This is a genomic window from Pantoea sp. 18059 (genome assembly GCF_902706165.1).
GTDB lineage: Bacteria > Pseudomonadota > Gammaproteobacteria > Enterobacterales > Enterobacteriaceae > Pantoea > Pantoea agglomerans.
Genome location: NZ_CACSJS010000005.1, coordinates 112,135 through 130,719, shown reverse-complemented (window position 1 = coordinate 130,719; position 18,585 = coordinate 112,135). Strand labels below are relative to the sequence as shown.

The window sequence follows — 18,585 nt, the reverse complement described above, 5'->3', positions numbered from 1 at the left end:
TATTCCCTCAGTCATTTTTTCAGATGGCATGATTTTAGTTGTGTGAGGCAGCAATCACCAGCTTTACCCTGAAATGAAAAAAGGAGAGCCGGGGCTCTCCTTTTTCTTTCTGCGCGGCAGGCAAACTCAGTCGAGCTTCACGCCCAGCCGCTGTGCAACCGCTTCATAGGCTTCCACCACGCCGCCGAGGCTCTGGCGGAAACGGTCTTTATCCATTTTATCCAGCGTCTCTTTGTCCCACAGGCGCGCACCGTCTGGCGAAAACTCATCGCCCAGCGTCACTTCGCCGTTAAACAGACCAAACTCCAGTTTGAAGTCGACCAGAATCAGACCCGCATCGTCGAACAGTTTGCTCAGCACCTCGTTGGCTTTAAAGGTCAGCTCCTGCATCCGCGCCAGGTTCTGTTTGCTGACCCAGCCAAAGGTTTCGCAGTAGGATTCATTGACCATCGGGTCATGCTTTGCATCATCTTTCAGGAAAAGATCAAACAGCGGCGGATTGAGCACAATGCCCTCTTCCACGCCCAGACGTTTTACCAGCGAGCCTGCGGCGCGGTTACGTACCACGCACTCTACCGGCACCATCTCCAGCTTCTTCACCAGCGCTTCAGTATCTGACAGCAGCGCTTCCATCTGGGTCGGGATACCCGCTTCCTGCAATTTAGTCATGATAAAATGGTTAAACTTGTTGTTAACCATTCCCTTGCGATCAAATTGCTCGATTCGGGCGCCATCACCTGCTGACGTATCGTTGCGGAATTCGAGTATCAGCAGATCCGGATTATCGGTGCTGTATACGGTTTTCGCTTTACCGCGATACAACTCAGCTCGCTTTTGCATCTTGTTCACTCCAGACTTGAAATAACGGGTGTTCAGCGGCCAGTGCCGCTGCGGCGATTGCCTTGACGCAATCGTTTACTTCGCCGCGCGCTATTATGCCAAAAACAAAATAAAAAGGCCGGAGAATCTCCGGCCTGGGGCAACTTTATTTGTTCAGCGCCGCCTGGAACACGGCCACCAGCGCATCGTTCTGCGACTGGGTCAGCACATGCCCTTTCGGGTCGATGAATTGCAGACTGGTGCGGTTGTCGAGATCGCCGACCTGCACTTTGTAATCACCGTTTGGTAATTCCGGATCTTTCGCACCGACTGAATCCCAGTCGCTGCTGCTCAGTGACTTGTAGGTCACCTTCATGCTGCCGGTTGAGCGGGTCGTGTCGGTCACTTCCATCCCGACGCGTTTCATTGCATCAGGCAGACGCTGCCATGCCACGTTGTATGGCGTACGCAGGATCAGCAGTGGCAGGCCGGTATCATCTGCACCGCTCTGCACATCAATGGCCCCATTCACCCGACCAGAGGCCGCGTTTTCACTCGCCGTATCAATCTTGTCCATACCGGTGCTGATGTCATTCAGCATCTGCGCGGTGTAACGCTGGATCTGCACAGGTGAGGTAATGGTTTTACCATCCTGCTGCAGCTCCAGCAGACGAACGGTTAACTGCTGCTGATAGCTCTGCGACTGCACGCTGATCTGGTAGCGACCACGATACTGCTGATCTTCATCAGCACGGTTCCACTGCACCCAGTCCGTCGTCAGCTGCTGGCCTGCGTCATTACGTGAGGCAATCGGGAATTTGTATGACTGCACCACGTTGACGACCTGCGACCAGACTGAGCCGCGGCTGTTATCAATCATCAGCGCGCCGGTATTGTTGCTGAACTGTGCGCGGGTGCCGTTCATCAGCGCCAGCGGCTGGGCTGGCGGACGGATGTCGAGCTGCTTGCCGGTGGGTGCCTGACTGGTCGTGCGCGGCACGTCGAAATCACCACGCTGCACCGGCAGGATCATTCCGGCAGGCGCTTTCAGTTCATTTAACTGACTGGCTTCAAGATAAGATTCGTCACCGCTGACCTGGCGCTTATAACGCTGATCGCTTGAACAGGCCGACAACAGCATCAGGGTAGAAAGCCCCACCACTGTGGCTACTGTTGACCGCTTTACTGAGTAATTCATTCAAACTCCCTAAATTATCGCAAACCCGCTTTCACCAGCGCCTGCTCCACTTTCGGCTGGCCGGCTGCAGTCAGTGGCGTCATTGGCAGACGCAGCGTGTCGTTAGCGATTAATCCTAGCTGTTTCGCAGCCCATTTCACCGGGATAGGATTGGGTTCACAGAAAAGCGTCTGGTGCAGATGCATCAGACGCTGATTCAGGCGGCGTGCCTCGACGAAATTGCCCTGCTGTGCGAGTTGACACAGTTCGACCATTTCGCGCGCAGCCACGTTGGCCGTCACCGAAATAACGCCTTTGCCGCCCAGTTGCATAAAGTCCAGCGCAGTCGCGTCATCGCCACTCACCAGAATGAAATCTTCATTAACCAGCTCTTGGATCTGACTAACCCGCGATAAGTTCCCGGTTGCCTCTTTGATTCCGATAATATTTTTGATTTCGGCCAGGCGGGCAACGGTTTCCGGCAGCATGTCACAACCGGTACGCGAAGGAACGTTATACAGCATCTGTGGCAGGCTGGTGCTATTCGCAATCGCTTTAAAGTGCTGGAACAGCCCTTCCTGCGTCGGACGGTTGTAATATGGGGTCACGGTCAGGCAACCCACAACGCCGGAATTTTCAAAACGCTTAGTCAGAGAGATGCCTTCAGCGGTGGCGTTTGCCCCGGTTCCGGCAATCACCGGAATACGGCCATCGGCCAGCTCCAGGGTCAGCATCACCACATCACCATGTTCTTCATGGCTCAGGGTAGCAGATTCGCCTGTGGTGCCGACGGAAACGATCGCCGCGGTGCCGCTGGCGACGTGATAATCAATCAGTTTTTTCAGACTCGACCGGCAGACATTACCGCTGTCATCCATTGGCGTAACGAGTGCAACAATACTTCCCGTAAACATTGGCGATCCCCTCGACAAACAAGTGCTTCATGGTACGTTTTACACTTAGGGAAAAGCAAGCCAGCCACGCCATTCCCGCGCTTGTCAGCAGTTTTTTTTATGTTTACCTTATGGTTATTAGCGAAAGCAGAGGAAAAGCCATTTTGCCGCAATCTCAGCCCCATCATCTGGTGATCACCGCGCTCGGTGTTGACCGTCCGGGTATCGTCAACACCATTACCCGACACGTCAGCAGCTGCGGTTGCAATATTGAAGATAGCCGTCTTGCCATGCTTGGGGATGAGTTCACCTTTATCATGCTGCTGTCGGGCAGCTGGAACGCGATCACACTGATTGAATCGACCCTGCCACTGAAAGGGGCAGAGCTGGAACTGCTGATCGTCATGAAGCGCACCAATGCCCGGCTCCGTCCGCCGATGCCCGACACCGCGTTCATTCAGGTTGAGGTGGCTGATTCGCCGCATATTATTGAACGCTTTACCGATCTTATCGATAAGCATCAGATGAATGTGGCCGAACTGGTGTCGCGCATTACACCAGCGCAACACAATTTGCCCCCTACGCTCTATATTCAAATGACCGCTCACAGTCCGACGCGAACCAGTGGCACCCCGTTTGAGCAGGCGTTTAATACCCTGTGTCAGGAGCTGAATGCTCAGGGAACGCTGCGCCTTTACAGTGTGTCAGATGCCGACAGCAGCGAATCTGTCAGCGCGGTACGCTAAGCTTTGGTCAATTAACCGGAGTTATTTCTCCACATTACTGCCACTGAAAGGTGACCGGCTATGTGGTGAAATACCCCCTGATGGTAATTTTCCCTCTGGCCGTTTCTGACCGGATGGTGTATTACCCACAGCCTGAATAAGAAAATGGAGAGATGTAATGAATCCACTGAAAGCCGGAGATACTGCACCCGCATTTAGCCTGCCCGATCAGGACGGCGAACACGTGAATCTGACCGACTTCCAGGGACAGCGCGTTCTGGTGTACTTTTACCCGAAAGCGATGACACCAGGCTGCACCGTGCAGGCGTGCGGTCTGCGTGACAACATGGATGAGTTGAAAAAAGCGGGCGTGGAAGTGCTGGGCATCAGCACCGACAAACCGGAAAAACTGTCAAAGTTTGTCGAAAAAGAGCTGCTGAACTTTACCCTGCTCTCCGATGAAAACCATGAAGTCTGCCAGGCGTTTGGCGTCTGGGGTGAAAAAACGTTTATGGGGAAAACCTATGACGGCATTCATCGCATCAGCTTCCTGATAGATGCTGAGGGCAGGATCGAAAAAGTGTTTGATAACTTCAAGACCTCGAATCACCACGACATGGTGCTGGATTACGTCAAGTCAGCCTGATGTTGAGGGGCGCGGTAGCCTTAACGCCGCGCCCTGCTTAACTTCCCCTTCCCCACCCATTTTTATCCTGCCGTTGCGAAACACTGTGAGTTAACGCGATTACGCGGCGGCCACGATAACGCAGTTGCGCCCGGCATTTTTCGCCTCATAGAGTGCCGCATCCGCCTGTTTTAAACTGCCTTCCAGCCCGACATCCTGCGAACCATTCCAGGCCGCGACGCCGATAGACAAGGTAATGCGTCCCACGTCGGTGAGCCAGGCTTCTGCAATACCCAGTCGCACGCGCTCGGCGATAATCTGCGCCTCATCCAGCGCCGTTCCCGGCAGCAGCATCAGAAACTCCTCTCCGCCGTTGCGGCACACCACATCAGACTGACGGGCGCTGGCACGCAGCGTGCTCGCCACCTGCTGAATCACCCGGTCGCCCACATCGTGGCCCCAGCTATCGTTGACGTTTTTAAAGTGATCGATATCCAGCGCCAGCACCGAGAAAGGCTGGCGTAGCGTGCGGTAGTACTCCAGTACCGCATTAAGACCACGGCGATTCAGCAACTGAGTCAGGGGGTCGGTCTGGGCTTCCGAACTCAGACGACCGATTTTGTCCTGCACCAGTCCGATGCCGGTGAGTAGCGCGCGCTTGACCTGCGCCGCCTCAAAATACCAGGCACTGATGCCGCCAATCTCTTTTGATACGCCCTGCGCATCCATACGGCTGGCTTTGCGGGCCAGCTGGAACAGTGGTCGGGCAATCAGCCGTGCCAGCCCTAACGCAACCAGCAGGGTCAGCAGTGCGAACGGCACCGAGTTTTTCAGGACTTTCATTAACAGGCCTGAAAGCGGGTTCAGCGTGACGTTAATCGGCTTCAGCGCTACCACCGTCCAGCCGGTAGTCGGGACGACGGCATAGCCCGCCAGCTGCGTCGACTCACCTGCACCCGCAAGCATCAGCGAGCCATTGGTCTGCTCGTCACGCGGACTGACGATGGCGGGCAGAACTTTACCAATCAGCTGACGATTCTGGTGATACAACACCTCATTATTACTGTCGAGCACATAGACCGTGGTGCCATCACGGTAGAATTGTTCACCCAGTAGCGCATTCAGAATGCTTTTTTTCTTCAGATAGATCGTGCCGCCGATGTAGCCCAGATAGTCGCCATCGGGACTCCAGATTGGCCAGGAGACAAACACCAGCAGATTATTGGCTGCAGAAAGGGTCGGTTTACTGATGATCGGCTGCCGCAGCGTCAGCGCTTCGCGGGAGGCGTCGCTGGTGACACGCATCCCTTTCAGCGTCAGGGATTCGGGCGAGATCGCTTTGATCGCGCCCTGCTCATCCACCACGGCCACCGAGTTGAAACTGGTGGTCTGCTCACGCAGACGATTGACTTCGCTATTCAGCAGTCCTTCATTATTAAAGTCACGGCTTAGCTGATTGGCGCTGTAGTGCAACTGTGACTGCGCCAGCTGAAAAAAGATTTCACTGGTTGAGGCCAGCTTGGCGGCATAGGCCCGGTTAGCCTCAAGCGTGGTGTCAATCAGCACCTGGCGCTGCACCCGCCAGGTGGCGTAGAGCGTATTCGCGAGCGTGATAACAATGCTGACAATCACCAGCAGGGCGATCAGATTGCGCAAGTCGGCCTTGGGCCGAAAGAGCTTTAACATGGCGTCGCCGCCCCGGAGAAGAGTGTCATGTCGTGAATGCCTGATTATTTTTTTAATGTGTGCCAGAAGCCCTGATAGCCGGGCTTAAGTCTACACTGTGTCGGCATTTTTGAGCAGCATTAAGACAAATATCACCCCGCTTAATACAGATTTAGCTGGCACTAATCGATTAACCCCTGACTATCGTAAAATGGCCAGGGTCCCGAAAAGTGGCCAATCGCGCACTGATGCGTGACCATTCCCTGCATTGGCTGCCAGCAATGGAGCAAAAAGCCGGGCGGCTCCAGAATAAAGTGAGCCGGCCCCTCCGGGTGCAGATCCAGAGCCACCTGATGCGACACGCCGGGTGCGACACAGGCCAGGGTTCCGGCAAAGCGGGTCTGCAGGCTGCGATGCAGATGGCCACAGAGCACCCGCTCAACCTGCGGATGGCGGGCAATGATCGCCTCAAGTGCCTCTGGATGGCGTAACCGTTGCCGATCCATATGCGCAATGCCACAGGCAAAAGGGGGATGATGCAGCATCACCAGCGTGGGCTGATCCGCGGCCTCGCGCAGTGCCTGATCCAGCCATTGCAACTGCTGCTCATCCACCTCCCCCCACGGCTGTTGCGGTACGCTGGAGTCCAGGGCCAGCAGCCTGACGCCGCCCACGCTAAGCTGCCAGTTCAGGGTCGGCCCCGCCTGCAGGTAGGTGTGATCCGGGAAGGCAGCACGCAGTGCCTTGCGATCGTCGTGATTGCCCGCCATCAGATAAAAGGGCAACTGGAGGCGCTGCAGGGCTTCGCGCAGCGTCTGATACTCTTCCGGCCTGCCAAAATCCACCAGGTCGCCGGTAATCACCACCACATCGGGGCGCGGCTGCAGCGCGTTAAGGGTATCGATAACCTGCAGTAAAGCGGCATGGGTATCGACCTGTTTATAAGAGAGACGACCAAAGGCCTTGATATGCAGATCGCTGATTTGCGCGATGACTGTGGGTTGAACAGACACAACAGACTCCTTAGCAACTAAATTCCAGCGCGGCCTGGCGGGTCAGCGACCAGCTGATGCGCTGTCCCGCCTGCCAGATTTCGCGGGCATGACGCTCGACCTGAATGGGGTTATCCAGCCCGATATCGATCAGTAAGCGCTGCGAGGCGCCAAGAAACGTACTGCCCACCACCACACCGCGCTGGGCATAGCGGGTGTCGTCGGCCAGCAACACATCTTCCGGGCGGCAAAAACGCAGGGGATGACCGTCGGGATCGTGCGCAATGCAGTTTATGGCGCCCACAAAATCCGCCACAAAGCGGGAGGCCGGGCGCTGATAAATTCCCTGCGGAGTATCCAACTGCACCAGACGGCCCTGCTCCATCACCGCGATGCGATCGCCCAGCGCCATCGCCTCCTGCTGATCGTGGGTGACGTAAACCGCAGTGATCGCCAGCCGCTTGAGCAGCGCGCCGATCTCCAGCCGCAGCCGATCGCGCAGCCTGGCGTCAAGCGCCGCCAGCGGCTCATCGAACAACAGGACTTTAGGCCGGGCGGCCAGCGCACGTGCCAGCGCCACCCGCTGCTTCTGCCCGCCGGACAATTTATCAATCGCCCGGTGGGACAGATGTGTCAGGTCAACCAGTGCCAGCATCTCCGCGACCCGCGCATCACGCTCGGCACGTGGCACGCCCTGCACCTTCAGACCATAGGCGACGTTCTGCGCCACGTTGAGCGTCGGGAACAGCGCGTAGTTCTGAAACACCATGCCAACGTTGCGTTTCTCAATTGGCAGCGCGGTGACGTTACGCTTGTCAAACCAGATCTCTCCCGGGGGATCGCTGCTATCCAGGCCGCTGATAATACGCAGCAGCGTGGTTTTGCCACAGCCTGACGGCCCCAGCAATACCAGTGTTTCACCGGCGTGAACCTGCAGGTCGAGCGGATGCAGCGCGACCTGCTGATTAAAGCGACGCGAGCAGTGGCGCAGCGTCACGTTGACGGCCTCATTCATACGGTTTCCTCTCTCTGCTGCCGCGAAGATTGCCGTTCCAGCCAGTGATTACAGGCGTTGAGCAACAGCAGCAGCGGTAAAATCATCATAATAAAGATCAGGGTATAGGCGGACCCGACTTCCAGCCGCATCGAGGTGTAGCTGTCGGCCAGACCGACCGGCAGGGTTTTGGTCAGTGGCGTGTGCAGCATCCAGGTAATGTTGAACTCCCCCACCGACAGGGTGATCACCATAAATGCGCCCGCCAGAATGCCGTTGCGGCAGTTCGGGACGACCACGGTAAAGAAGCGGCGCCAGAAGCCCGCCCCCAGGCTGGCGGCGGCTTCTTCAAGGCGCGGCAGATCAATGGCCTGCATCACCGACAGCACCGGTCGGATCATAAAGGGCAAGGTAAAGAGCACATGGCCGATCAGGATGAAGAGCCAGCTGTCGCGCAACGCGCTGAACTGACCATAGAGCAGAATGATGCCCAGAGCGGTGGCGAGGCCCGGCAATGCGACTGGCAGCATCAGGCACTCCTCAATGCGGCTGGCCCAGCGTGACGGTGATTTCAGTAAGCCCCAGGCGGCCGGCACGCCAGCGATAACCGTCACCGCCAGACAACTCAGAGCGATCAGCAGCGACAGCCAGAAGGTGTCGGCATACATCTGCCACACCTGTTCCACCCACTTCAGTGTCAGGCCGCTGCGCAGGCCATTGAAATAGTTCTGCGTGACGCCCGCCAGCATCGAGAGCACAACCGGCACAATCATAAACAGCGCGGTGAGGCTGGTGATCACCACCTGCAGCCAGAACAGCCCCCGGCGTTTCATGCCTTCTCCTTACGGCGGGCAGCCAGTCCGTTCGCCAGCATCAGCGCCAGCCAGGCCACCGCCCCCATCACCACCGAAAGCGCCGCCGCAGTTGCAAAGTTGGCGTAATTAGTGAACTCACCATAAATGGTCAGCGGCAGCACCGCGAGCTCTGTGCCAAGGGTAAATGCGGTGCCAAAGGCGCCCATGCTGGTGGCGAAACAGAGCGCACCGCAGGAGAGCAGCGCCGGTTTCAGCCCAGGAATGATGACGTCAATGATGATGCGCCACTGGCTGGCACCCAGCGAACGGGCGGCCTCTTCCAGCGAACGGTCCAGCTTTTCACTGGCCGCCACCAGCGTCACGATGGCGCGCGGCAGCGAAAAATAGAGATAGCCAATAAATAAGCCGCTGAGCGAATAGGCAAGGACCCAGCGCTCATGAAACAGGCTGAGACTGAGTTGCGCCAGAACACCCTGACGCCCCGCCAGCATGACCATCAGAAATCCCACCACCACGCCCGGAAAGGCCAGCGGAAAGGTCAGCAGCGCCAGCAGCGTGCCTCGCCCGGTAAAGCGCTGCCGTGCCAGAAAGCAGCCCACCACCGCAGCAATCAGCAGCGTCACCAGTGTGACCGCTGCCGAGAGCAGCACGGTATTCAGCAGGCTTTGCAGATATTGCGGCTGGCTGATTACCGTCCAGTAGCCGCTGTGGTGAGTCGTGCGATCTTCCGTCATACCGATCTGCAACAGACGAGCAAACGGCAACAGCCAGAAGGCAGCAAAGAACAGCAGCGCAGGCAGCAGCATCCACGGCCAGTTTGCCCCCAGCGGCCGAAGGCGGTGGCGAACTGAGTCGCCAGCAGCAAACGGATTGATCTCTGAGAGTGACATCAGCGGATCTCGCTCAGGTAACGGGCGGAGAAGCTCTTCTGCGCATCGGCCATCTGCTGATAATCAACCGTGTGAGCGCGCGCATAGTCGCTGTCAGGCAGAAAATATTTCTTCGCTTCGGGTGACATCGCGCCCGCCCGGACCGGACGCAGCCAGGCATTAGCCCAGATCGCCTGACCGGCATCTGACAGCACGAAATCGATCACTTTCTTACCGTTGGCCGGATGCGGCGCATTTTTCACCAGGCTGATGACGTAAGGCACCGTGACCGTCCCCTCGCTGGGGATCACAAATTCCACATTGGCGTGATCTTTGTAGCGGGCGCGATAGGCGTTGAAGTCGTAGTCGATCAGAATCGGGATTTCGCCTGAAATCAGCCGGGCATAGGCGGTCTGCTTAGGCACAATCGGCTGGTTGCGTTGCAGCGCTTTGAACCAGTTGATAGCCGGGGTGAAGTCATGCAGGCTGCCGCCTTTCGCCTGATTCACCGCGACGGCTGCAACGTAGCCGACAAAGGCGCTGGCCGGATCAAGATAACCCACCATGCCTTTATATTCCGGCTTCAGCAGATCATCCCAGGAACGCGGCACCGGCGCGCCACCCAGCGCATCAACGTTGACCATAAAACCCATGGTACCGGAGTGCAGCGCCACCCACTTGCCAGCAGGATCTTTCATGCCTGCCGGGATCTGATCCCAGTTTGCCGGTTTGTAAGCGCTGACCACGTCTGCACTGACTGCCTGAATGCCGAAGCTGACGCCGTAATAGACCACGTCGGCGACCGGATTGCTTTTCTCGGCAACCAGCTGCGCCAGCGCCTGACCCGAATTTTTATTGTCCTGCGGCACATGAATGCCCGTCGTTTTTTCGATCGCCTGGAGCTGTGTCGCCCAGTCGGCCCACTCTGGCGGGCAGTTGTAGCAGATAGCATTTTCAGCCGCCTGCGCCCACGATGAGGCAAGCGTGCATCCAGCCAGCAGCGCAGCGCTGGCGATAGGTTTGAAGTTAACGGTGAGTGACATGATGTTCCCCTGAAAAAGAGCCATGAAATGCCGGGGCGACACTCTCCCCGAGACGTAAATGATGTGCCAGCAGATGGGTTTTACCGCCGACGGGATTCAGAAGCAGGTCAATGGCGCGCGCGCCCATTAGCGCAATCGGCTGCACCACACTGGCCAGTGAAGGTGAAAGCTGTTCGCCCAGCTCAATGCCATCGAAGCCGATCACGGAGAGCTGATTCGGAACGCTGACGCCGGCACGCGCAGCGGCGCCCAGCAGGCTGATAGCCAGCAGATCGTTACTGCAAATCACCGCCGTCAGCGGCGAAGGTGAATTAATCAGCGGCAGCAACGGATGGAAATCGGACTGGATATGGCTGGGCATCTCAATCATCGCCTGCGGCGTCAGACCGGCCTGCTGCATGGCATCGCAGTAGCCGAGATAGCGCAGACGGGCGCGGTCAGATTGCTGCATAGGGCCCGCAGCCATCACGATGTGGCGGTGGCCCAGTGACACCAGATGGGCGGTCGCTTCGGCAATGGCTTTGCGGTTATCTACGCACAGCGCGGGCCATTCGTGCTGTTGCGGTACGTTGTGGGTCAGCACGAAGGGCATCTTCGCCGCCGCCAGTGTCGGCAGCAGCGCACTGCTGTCGGCATCTGCCACCGTCAGTACCAGACCGGCGACACGCTGGTGCAGCATATGTTCGACAATGGCCGCTTCCCGCTCAGCCTGATAATCACTGGTTGCTACCAGCAGCCCATATCCCGCCAGACGAGCCTGCTGCTCCATCGCCTGTAACTGCATGGCAAAAACCGGATTGAGCAGCGAAGGCAACAGGACGCCAAGCGTGGTGGAGTGCTGGGTGCGGAGCTGACGGGCAATATGATTCGGGCGGAAACCAATCTGTTCCGAGGCGGCAAGCACCTTTTGCAGCGTGCCCGGTTTTAGCAGATGAGGGTCAGAAAAGGCGCGCGCAGCGGTTGCGCGGGAGACCCCTGCCAGTCTGGCTACGCTGATTAAATCGGTCATGACTGCCTCGTGTATTGTCGATGAGATCGATCTCATTGCGACAACACTAGCGGCGTTCTATGACAGGGGCATCACAGGAATTTGACGGGCAGGTGACAGCGGCAGTGACGCCGCTGTGAGGGAATTAAAGCATCAGGAAGGCGTAACCGCTGTTTTCCAGGGTCGCAACGGTGGTGCCGCTGGAGATAGTGTGAGTGACCATCGGGTCGATCCAGTTGCGCTCAAGCTGATGAAACGCCACTGACTGATCGCAGATAGTGACCTGAACGCCCGCTTTTTTCAGCTCGCTGATCAGCTTCAGGTTCGGGTTATCGACGCCGTAGGCTTTGCTGAACTGGTCATTATTCAGCGCTGATGAAACCGCGTCGCCGTTAATTGACACCACAAATTTCAGCTGGTCGAGTGGCACACCTGCCGCATAATAGAGGTTGGTGACGCGCGCTACGCGCTCCAGACCGAGATTCGGCTTACGAATATCCCCTTCACTGCGGTTGATCTGGAATACTATTTTATTACTCAGGCCCGCTGTCGTGCCGGGTTTAAATGCAGGCGTATCGACATAATGTATTTTTCCGTAGCCTTCAATCGCTGGCGTACTCCAGAAATCAGCAGGTTCGGATTTATTATCCGCCATTTTTCCGCTGACCTTATCGAATAATTCCGGCAACTGTAAAACATTGCCTCCGATAAATCCCGCTACGGCTGCCATCACCACTAAAGCTGCTGGACGCATTAACTCTTCTCCCGATCGTTTAAAACATTAATTACATTGCCAGCCACGCGTATCCCTGGTTTTGCAGGGTTGATACGGTGGTCGGACTGGAAAGCGCATGGACTACAGATTTATCAATCCAGTTATTGGGATAGTGATGGAATGCCACGGACTGATCGCAGACCGAGACTTTCACGCCCGCCTGATTCAGCTCATTAATCAGCTTCAGGTTTGGATTTTCGATGCCATAAAACTTTTTAAAATGGGCATTATCCAGCATGGCGGGCGTCGCATCGCCGGTGACCGAAACGACAAACTTCAGCTGATCGGCCGGAATGCCGGAGGCGATATATAAATTCACCACGCGCGCCACACGCTCCAGTCCCAGATTAGGCGCGGTCATCGCGCCATCGCTTCGGGTAATCTGGAAAACAATTTTATTGCTCAGGCCCGCCACCGGTTTAAACGCGGCGTCGGGCTCATAATGAATTTTGCCGTAACCTTCAATCGCTGGTGTGCTCCAGAATCCCGGGGCTTCCTGTGGCTCGGTTGCAAAATGGCGTGTCACTTTGTCATAAATCTCGCCACTCTGTGTGACAGCCGCGCCAACGACTCCGCCAATAATGGCGATTAACGCGTATGAAACAACTGAACGCATAACACTTCTCTCCGGCAAATAATGGCTGGCAGATTCAGGACTGAATCAGGTCGGCTATCTATATCACAGCGCAGGCATAATTCTCGCCTGCGTAAATTCAGGTCAGCGCGCGGCTGATAACTGCTGAAATTATTCACCTTCCGTATTAATCGAAAAGTTTCATTATGAGGAAAAAAAGGTCTTAATCAGAATGGACCTGACTCTTTGTGCTCTTTTCACTTCCTGTGACATTAACAGCAATAAATAACAGCCAGGCGTAGCTGGAATAAGCAGGATAAAGGCGGGAGCTACGATTTAATTTATCAATGGCGAAGAGGAGATTCACGGCTCAGAGAGGGCTATTTTTTCAGAGTAGACCTGGAAAAACTCATGCCATAGTCAGTTTTTTTGAGTGAATTTACATAACTTTAAAAAAATCCGCTCACAGGCTAAATCTGCGCGGCAGCAGATTCTGCTTTATTCTGCCGAAGCGCATTGGGAATAAATGAATAAGGCATTACTTAACCGCTCACAAACCCGGCGATACTCCGCCGGTTTTTATTCGTTTAACCGCGGTTTAAGTTGGCAGGACGTTCAATTTTTTTCGTCAAAATGGGCGATCTTGCACAAATTACGTTGGTCGTTTGCCAGAAAACGACATTTCATTCTTTTGATGCTCTGGTTAAGATAGTCACGAACCGTCGTTATCTGCGAAAAATGGAACATTCCCGCTGCGCACCTGTCCATTTTCAGGGCCTCTCTACAGGATTAAGGCATGTTGAACCGGTTAAAGAAAACGCTGATCGCCGCGCTCCTTCCGACGCTCATTTTCACTACTCTGTCACCTGCTTACGCCGATGTCAGTGATTCACTTCCCGATATTGGCACTACGGCCGGTTCGACGCTGTCGATTAATCAGGAACTGCAGATGGGCGACTTTTATGTGCGCCAGCTGCGTGCCAGTGCGCCGCTGATCAACGATCCGCTGCTTAATCAGTATATTAATCAGCTGGGTCAGCGACTGGTGTCGCACGCCGACTCAGTGAAAACCCCGTTCCACTTCTTTCTGATTCAGAACGATGAGCTCAACGCCTTTGCCTTTTTTGGTGGCAACGTGGTGCTGCACTCAGCGCTGTTCCGCTATACCGAAAATGAAAGCCAGCTGGCGTCAGTAATGGCGCATGAGATCTCACACGTTACCCAGCGCCATCTGGCGCGCGCAATGGAAGATCAGAAGCGCAATGCGCCACTAACATGGGTCGGTGCGCTGGGCTCTATTCTGCTGGCAATGGCCAATCCGCAGGCGGGCATGGCAGCACTGACCGGCACCCTGGCGGGAACTCAGCAGGGAATTATCAGTTTTACCCAGGGTAATGAGCAGGAAGCCGACCGCATCGGAATTCAGGTACTGCAGCGCGCCGGGTTTGATCCTCAGGCGATGCCGAACTTTTTACAGAAGCTGGCCGATCAGAGCCGCTTCTCTTCGAAGCCTCCTGAAATTCTGCTGACGCATCCCCTGCCTGATAGCCGTCTGGCGGATGCCCGCAACCGCGCTAACCAGATGCGGCCGGTGGTGGTGCAATCTACAGAAGATTTCTATCTGGCAAAGGTGCGTTCACTGGGCATGTACTCCACCGGGCGTAATCAGCTCACCGACGAACTGCTGAGCCAGTATGCCAGCGGCAATTCTCGTGAGCAGCTGGCGTCACAATATGGCAAAGCCATACAGTTTTTGCAGGCGAAAAGCTTTGCCGATGCGAAGCGGATTATGACGCCGCTGCTGGCGAAACAGCCGAATAACGTCTGGTTCCTGGATCTTATGTCGGACATCGATATCGGCCTGAATCAGCCACAACAGGCGATCGCCCTGCTCAGCGCCGCCACCAGTGCAAAAAACAGCCCTGTGGTGCAGCTCAACCTGGCCAATGCCTACGTTGAAGCGAAACAGTATGCCAATGCCAGCCGCATTCTGAATCGCTACACCTGGGCTAATAAAGATGATCCCAACGGCTGGGATTTGCTGGCCCAGGCGTCTGCACAGCAGGGACTGAATGATGAAGAGTTATCGGCGCGGGCAGAGAGTCTGGCGCTGAATGGCCAGCTCGATCAGGCGATCACCGCGCTTGGCAGCGCCAGCGCACAGGTGCCGCTCGGCAGCCTGAAACAGGCGCGCTACGATGCCCGTATCGATCAGCTGCGCCAGTTACAACAGCGCTTTAAGCAATATCAGAAAGGCTGAGCATTCACGCTGCGAATAAAGGAGAGTCTGAGATGGTGACGATTTACCACAACCCGCGCTGCAGCAAGAGCCGCGAGACGCTGGCGCTGCTGAACGCCCACGGGATAGAGCCGGAAGTGGTGCTCTATCTGCAAACGCCGCCCGATCGCGAGACGCTACAAATCCTGTTACAGAAACTGGGAATGCAGAGCGCACAGCAGTTGATGCGGACTAAAGAGGCGATCTATAGCGAACTGGCACTCAGCGACAAAAGCGAAAGTGCGCTGCTGGATGCGCTGGTGGAACATCCGGTGCTGATTGAAAGGCCGATAGTGATCAATGGCGACAAGGCGCGGATCGGGCGTCCGCCCGAAGCGGTGCTCGACCTGTTTTAAAGGCCGAGTGTCTCTTTCACAAACGGAATGGTGAGTTTACGCTGGGCGCTGATCGAGGCGCGATCAAGCCGATCCAGCGTATCAAACAGGGTGCGCATTTCACGATCCAGTCGCTTCAGCAGGAAGCGTCCCACATCTTCCGGCAGCTCAAATCCGCGTAACCCGGCGCGCAGTTGCAGCGCCTGTAATTTATCTTCGTCGGAGAGAGGCTGCAGGCGATAGATCTGTCCCCAGTCAAGCCGCGAGGCGAGATCGGGCAGTTGCAGATTAAGCTGGCGTGGTGGACGATCGCCGGTAATAAACAGCCGCGTATTGCCGGTTTCCAGAATACGGTTATAGAGATCGAAGATCGCCATTTCCCATTCAGGCTCGCCTGCAATGCACTCGATGTTATCGATGCAGACCAGTGACAGCTGCTCCATCCCTTCCAGTACTTCCGGTACAAACCAGGTGCGTTTATCCAGCGGAACGTAACCGACCGCTTCGCTGCGCGCTGACATCTCGGCGCACGCGGCGTGCAGCAAATGGCTCCGCCCTCCGCCTTCGCGTGACCAGAAGTAGAGATAGCTGCCATGTTGTTGGTTGAGAGCGCCTTTCAGCGCGGCAATCAGCGACGGGTTTTCCCCCGGCCAGAAGCTGGAGAAGGTTTCATCGTCAGGTAAATAGAGTGGCAATGACAATTGTGCCGGCGTGTTCAGAAGCACCTCAGCAAGAGAACAAGCAAAAAATCGGGGGAAGTCTAACACAGTTTTCAGAAAGAGATGAATGGGGCGTCCCTGCCCCGATCCTGTCAGGCTTGCTGCGATCACGGCTCGCGCGATTCTTCAGCCTCCAGCACCACTTCTTCCGGACGCAGCAGCGAGATCACACGGAAGATCAGCGCTAATCCAACCCCTACGATTGTCGCCAGCGCCATGCCTTTCAGCTCTGCAGCACCGATATGCACCTTCGCACCGCTGACGCCGATGATCAGGATCACCGAGGTCAGGATCAGATTTTGCGCTTTGTTGTAATCGACCTTGGATTCGATCAACACCCGGATACCGGATGCGCCGATCACGCCATACAGCAGCAGCGACACGCCGCCCATCACCGGTACCGGGATCGCCTGGATCACCGCCGCCAGTTTGCCGACACAGGAGAGCAGGATCGCCAGAATCGCCGCGCCGCCAATGACCCAGGTACTGTAGACGCGGGTAATCGCCATCACACCGATGTTTTCGCCGTAGGTGGTGTTAGGCGTTGAACCAAAGAAGCCGGAGATGACCGTTGATAAGCCGTTGGCGAACATCGAACGATGCAGGCCAGGGTCGCGAATCAGATCTTTCTTTACGATGTTGGCGGTGACCACCAGATGACCGATATGCTCGGCAATCACCACCAGCGCCGCAGGCAGGATCGTCAGCATCGCCACCCACTCAAAGCGCGGGGTATAGAAGGTTGGCAGCGCAAACCAGGGGGCTTTGATCACGCCGCTCCAGTCAACAATGCCCATAAATGCAGAGAGCAGATAACCCGCTACCACCCCGACCAGAATCGGGATGATCGCCAGGAAGCCACGAAACAGCACGGAACCGAATACCGTCACTGCCAGCGTGACCAGCGAAATCAGCACGGTTGTACTGTCGGGCGCACTGCCTTCCGCAGGCAGCAAACCCGCCATATTAGCGGCTACCCCTGCCAGCTCCAGACCGATGACGGCGACAATCGCGCCCATCGCCGCCGGGGGAAACATCACATCGAGCCAGCCGGTGCCCGCGCGTTTGACAATCAGCGCCACCAGACAGAACAGCACGCCGCACAGGATAAATCCGCCCAGCGCGACCTCATAACCCAGCGGCAGCAATAGCAGTACCGGCGAGATAAAGGCAAAACTGGAACCCAGGTAAGCGGGAATTTTGCCTTTACAGATAAAGAGGTAGATCAGCGTGCCTACGCCGTTAAATAACAGCACCGTCGCCGGGTTGATGTGGAACAGAATCGGTACCAGTACCGTGGCACCAAACATGGCGAACAGGTGTTGCAGGCTGAGTGGAATGGTTTGCAGTAACGGCGGTCGTTCACTGACGCCAATGGCGCGACGAGTCATCATTTATCCCCTTGTGTTATTTATCCCCCAGGGCGCGCGCCTCTGGCACAGCAGCAGGCACGCCGGTGAGCCTCGCAGCCACACCGAACCCGTTCGGGGATCTTTTTTTTGCCAAAAAAAAGCCGACTCTCTGGTCGGCTATGCGATTTATTTGGTTCCGAAAATCTTGTCCCCGGCATCGCCGAGCCCGGGAATGATGTAACCCTTCTCATTCAGTCCCTGATCCACTGACGCGGTGTAAAGCTCAACGTCAGGATGCGCTTTCTCCAGCGCGGCAATCCCTTCTGGTGCGGCAACCAGTACCAGCACTTTAATGCTGGTGCAGCCCGCTTTCTTCAGCAGGTCGATGGTGGCGATCATGGAACCGCCAGTCGCCAGCATAGGATCGACAACCAGCGCCAGGCGCTCTTCGATGTTAGAGACCAGCTTCTGGAAATAGGGAACCGGCTCCAGTGTCTCTTCATCACGGTAAACACCCACCACGCTGATACGGGCGCTGGGAACGTGCTCCAGCACCCCTTCCATCATGCCCAGGCCGGCACGCAGAATCGGCACCACCGTGATTTTTTTGCCTTTGATCTGATCGATCTCTACCGGGCCATTCCAGCCCTCAATGGTTACGCGCTCTGTTTCCAGATCGGCGGTCGCTTCGTAGGTCAGCAGGCTGCCCACTTCAGACGCCAGCTCGCGAAAACGCTTTGTACTGATATCATGCTCACGCATCAAGCCCAGTTTATGTTTGACCAGCGGGTGTCTGACTTCCACGATCTTCATTGGTGTTCTCCCGGAATGAGTTGAGCTAAAAAAAAATCGCGGGATTATACCGCCTTTTACGCTCCGCGCCACCTGCTCTTGCGCAAAGCCGCGGGTTTTACCGGGACAAATAGAGGATTAATGAAAATCGCCCG

19 protein-coding genes are annotated in these 18,585 nt (G+C 56.2%); 4 read left to right on the top strand and 15 right to left on the bottom strand.

Going from position 1 to position 18,585, the window contains the following annotated elements:
• Positions 1-126: 126 nt before the first annotated feature.
• From purC to dapA, 3 genes are all read right to left on the bottom strand, one after another.
• Positions 127-840 (bottom strand): phosphoribosylaminoimidazolesuccinocarboxamide synthase, encoded by a 714-nt coding sequence (purC, locus tag GVJ63_RS14690; RefSeq protein ID WP_010260002.1) that lies wholly within the window; start codon positions 838-840, stop codon positions 127-129.
• A gap of 145 nt (positions 841-985) precedes the next feature.
• Positions 986-2,017, bottom strand: a complete 1,032-nt coding sequence (gene bamC / locus GVJ63_RS14685) for an outer membrane protein assembly factor BamC (RefSeq protein WP_010260005.1) — start codon at positions 2,015-2,017, stop codon at positions 986-988.
• Between the two features lie 14 nt (positions 2,018-2,031).
• The gene (dapA, locus tag GVJ63_RS14680) at positions 2,032-2,910 is read right to left on the bottom strand and encodes a 4-hydroxy-tetrahydrodipicolinate synthase (RefSeq protein ID WP_010260008.1); all 879 of its coding nucleotides are present in this window, start codon (positions 2,908-2,910) and stop codon (positions 2,032-2,034) included.
• 143 nt (positions 2,911-3,053) lie between these two features.
• Between dapA and GVJ63_RS14675 the strand changes: the two genes are divergently transcribed.
• Positions 3,054-3,635 (top strand): glycine cleavage system transcriptional repressor, encoded by a 582-nt coding sequence (locus GVJ63_RS14675; protein WP_010260011.1) that lies wholly within the window; start codon positions 3,054-3,056, stop codon positions 3,633-3,635.
• Positions 3,636-3,792: 157 nt separating this feature from the next.
• A complete protein-coding gene (bcp, locus tag GVJ63_RS14670) occupies positions 3,793-4,260 on the top strand; it encodes a thioredoxin-dependent thiol peroxidase (protein ID WP_010260016.1) in 468 nt (155 codons plus the stop codon).
• Between the two features lie 99 nt (positions 4,261-4,359).
• Here bcp and GVJ63_RS14665 read toward each other — a convergent pair whose 3' ends face one another.
• From GVJ63_RS14665 to GVJ63_RS14625, 9 genes are all read right to left on the bottom strand, one after another.
• Positions 4,360-5,925 (bottom strand): sensor domain-containing diguanylate cyclase, encoded by a 1,566-nt coding sequence (locus tag GVJ63_RS14665; RefSeq protein WP_010260020.1) that lies wholly within the window; start codon positions 5,923-5,925, stop codon positions 4,360-4,362.
• A 161-nt stretch (positions 5,926-6,086) separates the two neighbouring features.
• Complete coding sequence (locus GVJ63_RS14660) at positions 6,087-6,917, bottom strand: phosphodiesterase (protein ID WP_159227060.1); 831 nt, start codon at positions 6,915-6,917, stop codon at positions 6,087-6,089.
• Between the two features lie 10 nt (positions 6,918-6,927).
• The gene (locus GVJ63_RS14655) at positions 6,928-7,911 is read right to left on the bottom strand and encodes an ABC transporter ATP-binding protein (protein WP_010260026.1); all 984 of its coding nucleotides are present in this window, start codon (positions 7,909-7,911) and stop codon (positions 6,928-6,930) included.
• Positions 7,908-8,723: an ABC transporter permease gene (locus tag GVJ63_RS14650; protein WP_159227059.1), complete on the bottom strand. Its 816-nt coding sequence runs from the start codon at positions 8,721-8,723 to the stop codon at positions 7,908-7,910. Before GVJ63_RS14650 ends, GVJ63_RS14655 begins: the two co-directional genes overlap by 4 nt.
• A complete protein-coding gene (locus tag GVJ63_RS14645; protein WP_050482729.1) occupies positions 8,720-9,595 on the bottom strand; it encodes an ABC transporter permease in 876 nt (291 codons plus the stop codon). The genes GVJ63_RS14650 and GVJ63_RS14645 overlap by 4 nt, the downstream gene beginning before the upstream one ends.
• A complete protein-coding gene (locus tag GVJ63_RS14640; protein WP_033769710.1) occupies positions 9,595-10,617 on the bottom strand; it encodes an ABC transporter substrate-binding protein in 1,023 nt (340 codons plus the stop codon). Before GVJ63_RS14640 ends, GVJ63_RS14645 begins: the two co-directional genes overlap by 1 nt.
• Entirely contained in the window at positions 10,601-11,626 is a 1,026-nt protein-coding gene (locus tag GVJ63_RS14635) for a LacI family DNA-binding transcriptional regulator (protein ID WP_159227058.1), read from the bottom strand. Before GVJ63_RS14635 ends, GVJ63_RS14640 begins: the two co-directional genes overlap by 17 nt.
• A 124-nt stretch (positions 11,627-11,750) precedes the next feature.
• The gene (locus GVJ63_RS14630) at positions 11,751-12,359 is read right to left on the bottom strand and encodes a DsrE family protein (protein WP_010671341.1); all 609 of its coding nucleotides are present in this window, start codon (positions 12,357-12,359) and stop codon (positions 11,751-11,753) included.
• A gap of 31 nt (positions 12,360-12,390) precedes the next feature.
• Complete coding sequence (locus tag GVJ63_RS14625; RefSeq protein WP_010671340.1) at positions 12,391-12,996, bottom strand: DsrE family protein; 606 nt, start codon at positions 12,994-12,996, stop codon at positions 12,391-12,393.
• A gap of 754 nt (positions 12,997-13,750) precedes the next feature.
• On the opposite strand from GVJ63_RS14625, the gene GVJ63_RS14620 reads away from it, so the two are divergent.
• Positions 13,751-15,214: a M48 family metallopeptidase gene (locus GVJ63_RS14620; protein WP_010260049.1), complete on the top strand. Its 1,464-nt coding sequence runs from the start codon at positions 13,751-13,753 to the stop codon at positions 15,212-15,214.
• Positions 15,215-15,246: 32 nt separating this feature from the next.
• Positions 15,247-15,588, top strand: coding sequence for an arsenate reductase (glutaredoxin) (arsC, locus tag GVJ63_RS14615; RefSeq protein ID WP_159227057.1), 342 nt, complete (start codon positions 15,247-15,249; stop codon positions 15,586-15,588).
• Here the strand turns inward: arsC and hda are convergent.
• The 3 genes from hda to upp form a co-directional block, all read right to left on the bottom strand.
• A complete protein-coding gene (gene hda, locus GVJ63_RS14610; protein ID WP_195719715.1) occupies positions 15,585-16,286 on the bottom strand; it encodes a DnaA inactivator Hda in 702 nt (233 codons plus the stop codon). The genes arsC and hda overlap by 4 nt on opposite strands.
• Positions 16,287-16,393: 107 nt before the next feature.
• Entirely contained in the window at positions 16,394-17,677 is a 1,284-nt protein-coding gene (uraA, locus tag GVJ63_RS14605) for a uracil permease (RefSeq protein ID WP_010260058.1), read from the bottom strand.
• Positions 17,678-17,824: 147 nt separating this feature from the next.
• On the bottom strand, positions 17,825-18,451 hold the full coding sequence (upp, locus tag GVJ63_RS14600) for a uracil phosphoribosyltransferase (protein ID WP_009088774.1): 627 nt from the start codon (positions 18,449-18,451) through the stop codon (positions 17,825-17,827).
• Positions 18,452-18,585: the final 134 nt, after the last annotated feature.

Bases quoted from the DNA above. Each gene is read 5' to 3' on its own strand.
- purC (WP_010260002.1), bottom strand. From the start codon at position 840: ATGCAAAAGCGAGCTGAGTTGTATCGCGGTAAAGCGAAAACCGTATAC.
- bamC (WP_010260005.1), bottom strand. From the start codon at position 2,017: ATGAATTACTCAGTAAAGCGGTCAACAGTAGCCACAGTGGTGGGGCTT.
- dapA (WP_010260008.1), bottom strand. From the start codon at position 2,910: ATGTTTACGGGAAGTATTGTTGCACTCGTTACGCCAATGGATGACAGC.
- bcp (WP_010260016.1), top strand. From the start codon at position 3,793: ATGAATCCACTGAAAGCCGGAGATACTGCACCCGCATTTAGCCTGCCC.
- GVJ63_RS14665 (WP_010260020.1), bottom strand. From the start codon at position 5,925: ATGTTAAAGCTCTTTCGGCCCAAGGCCGACTTGCGCAATCTGATCGCC.
- GVJ63_RS14655 (WP_010260026.1), bottom strand. From the start codon at position 7,911: ATGAATGAGGCCGTCAACGTGACGCTGCGCCACTGCTCGCGTCGCTTT.
- GVJ63_RS14650 (WP_159227059.1), bottom strand. From the start codon at position 8,723: ATGAAACGCCGGGGGCTGTTCTGGCTGCAGGTGGTGATCACCAGCCTC.
- GVJ63_RS14645 (WP_050482729.1), bottom strand. From the start codon at position 9,595: ATGTCACTCTCAGAGATCAATCCGTTTGCTGCTGGCGACTCAGTTCGC.
- GVJ63_RS14640 (WP_033769710.1), bottom strand. From the start codon at position 10,617: ATGTCACTCACCGTTAACTTCAAACCTATCGCCAGCGCTGCGCTGCTG.
- GVJ63_RS14635 (WP_159227058.1), bottom strand. From the start codon at position 11,626: ATGACCGATTTAATCAGCGTAGCCAGACTGGCAGGGGTCTCCCGCGCA.
- GVJ63_RS14630 (WP_010671341.1), bottom strand. From the start codon at position 12,359: ATGCGTCCAGCAGCTTTAGTGGTGATGGCAGCCGTAGCGGGATTTATC.
- GVJ63_RS14625 (WP_010671340.1), bottom strand. From the start codon at position 12,996: ATGCGTTCAGTTGTTTCATACGCGTTAATCGCCATTATTGGCGGAGTC.
- GVJ63_RS14620 (WP_010260049.1), top strand. From the start codon at position 13,751: ATGTTGAACCGGTTAAAGAAAACGCTGATCGCCGCGCTCCTTCCGACG.
- arsC (WP_159227057.1), top strand. From the start codon at position 15,247: ATGGTGACGATTTACCACAACCCGCGCTGCAGCAAGAGCCGCGAGACG.
- uraA (WP_010260058.1), bottom strand. From the start codon at position 17,677: ATGACTCGTCGCGCCATTGGCGTCAGTGAACGACCGCCGTTACTGCAA.
- upp (WP_009088774.1), bottom strand. From the start codon at position 18,451: ATGAAGATCGTGGAAGTCAGACACCCGCTGGTCAAACATAAACTGGGC.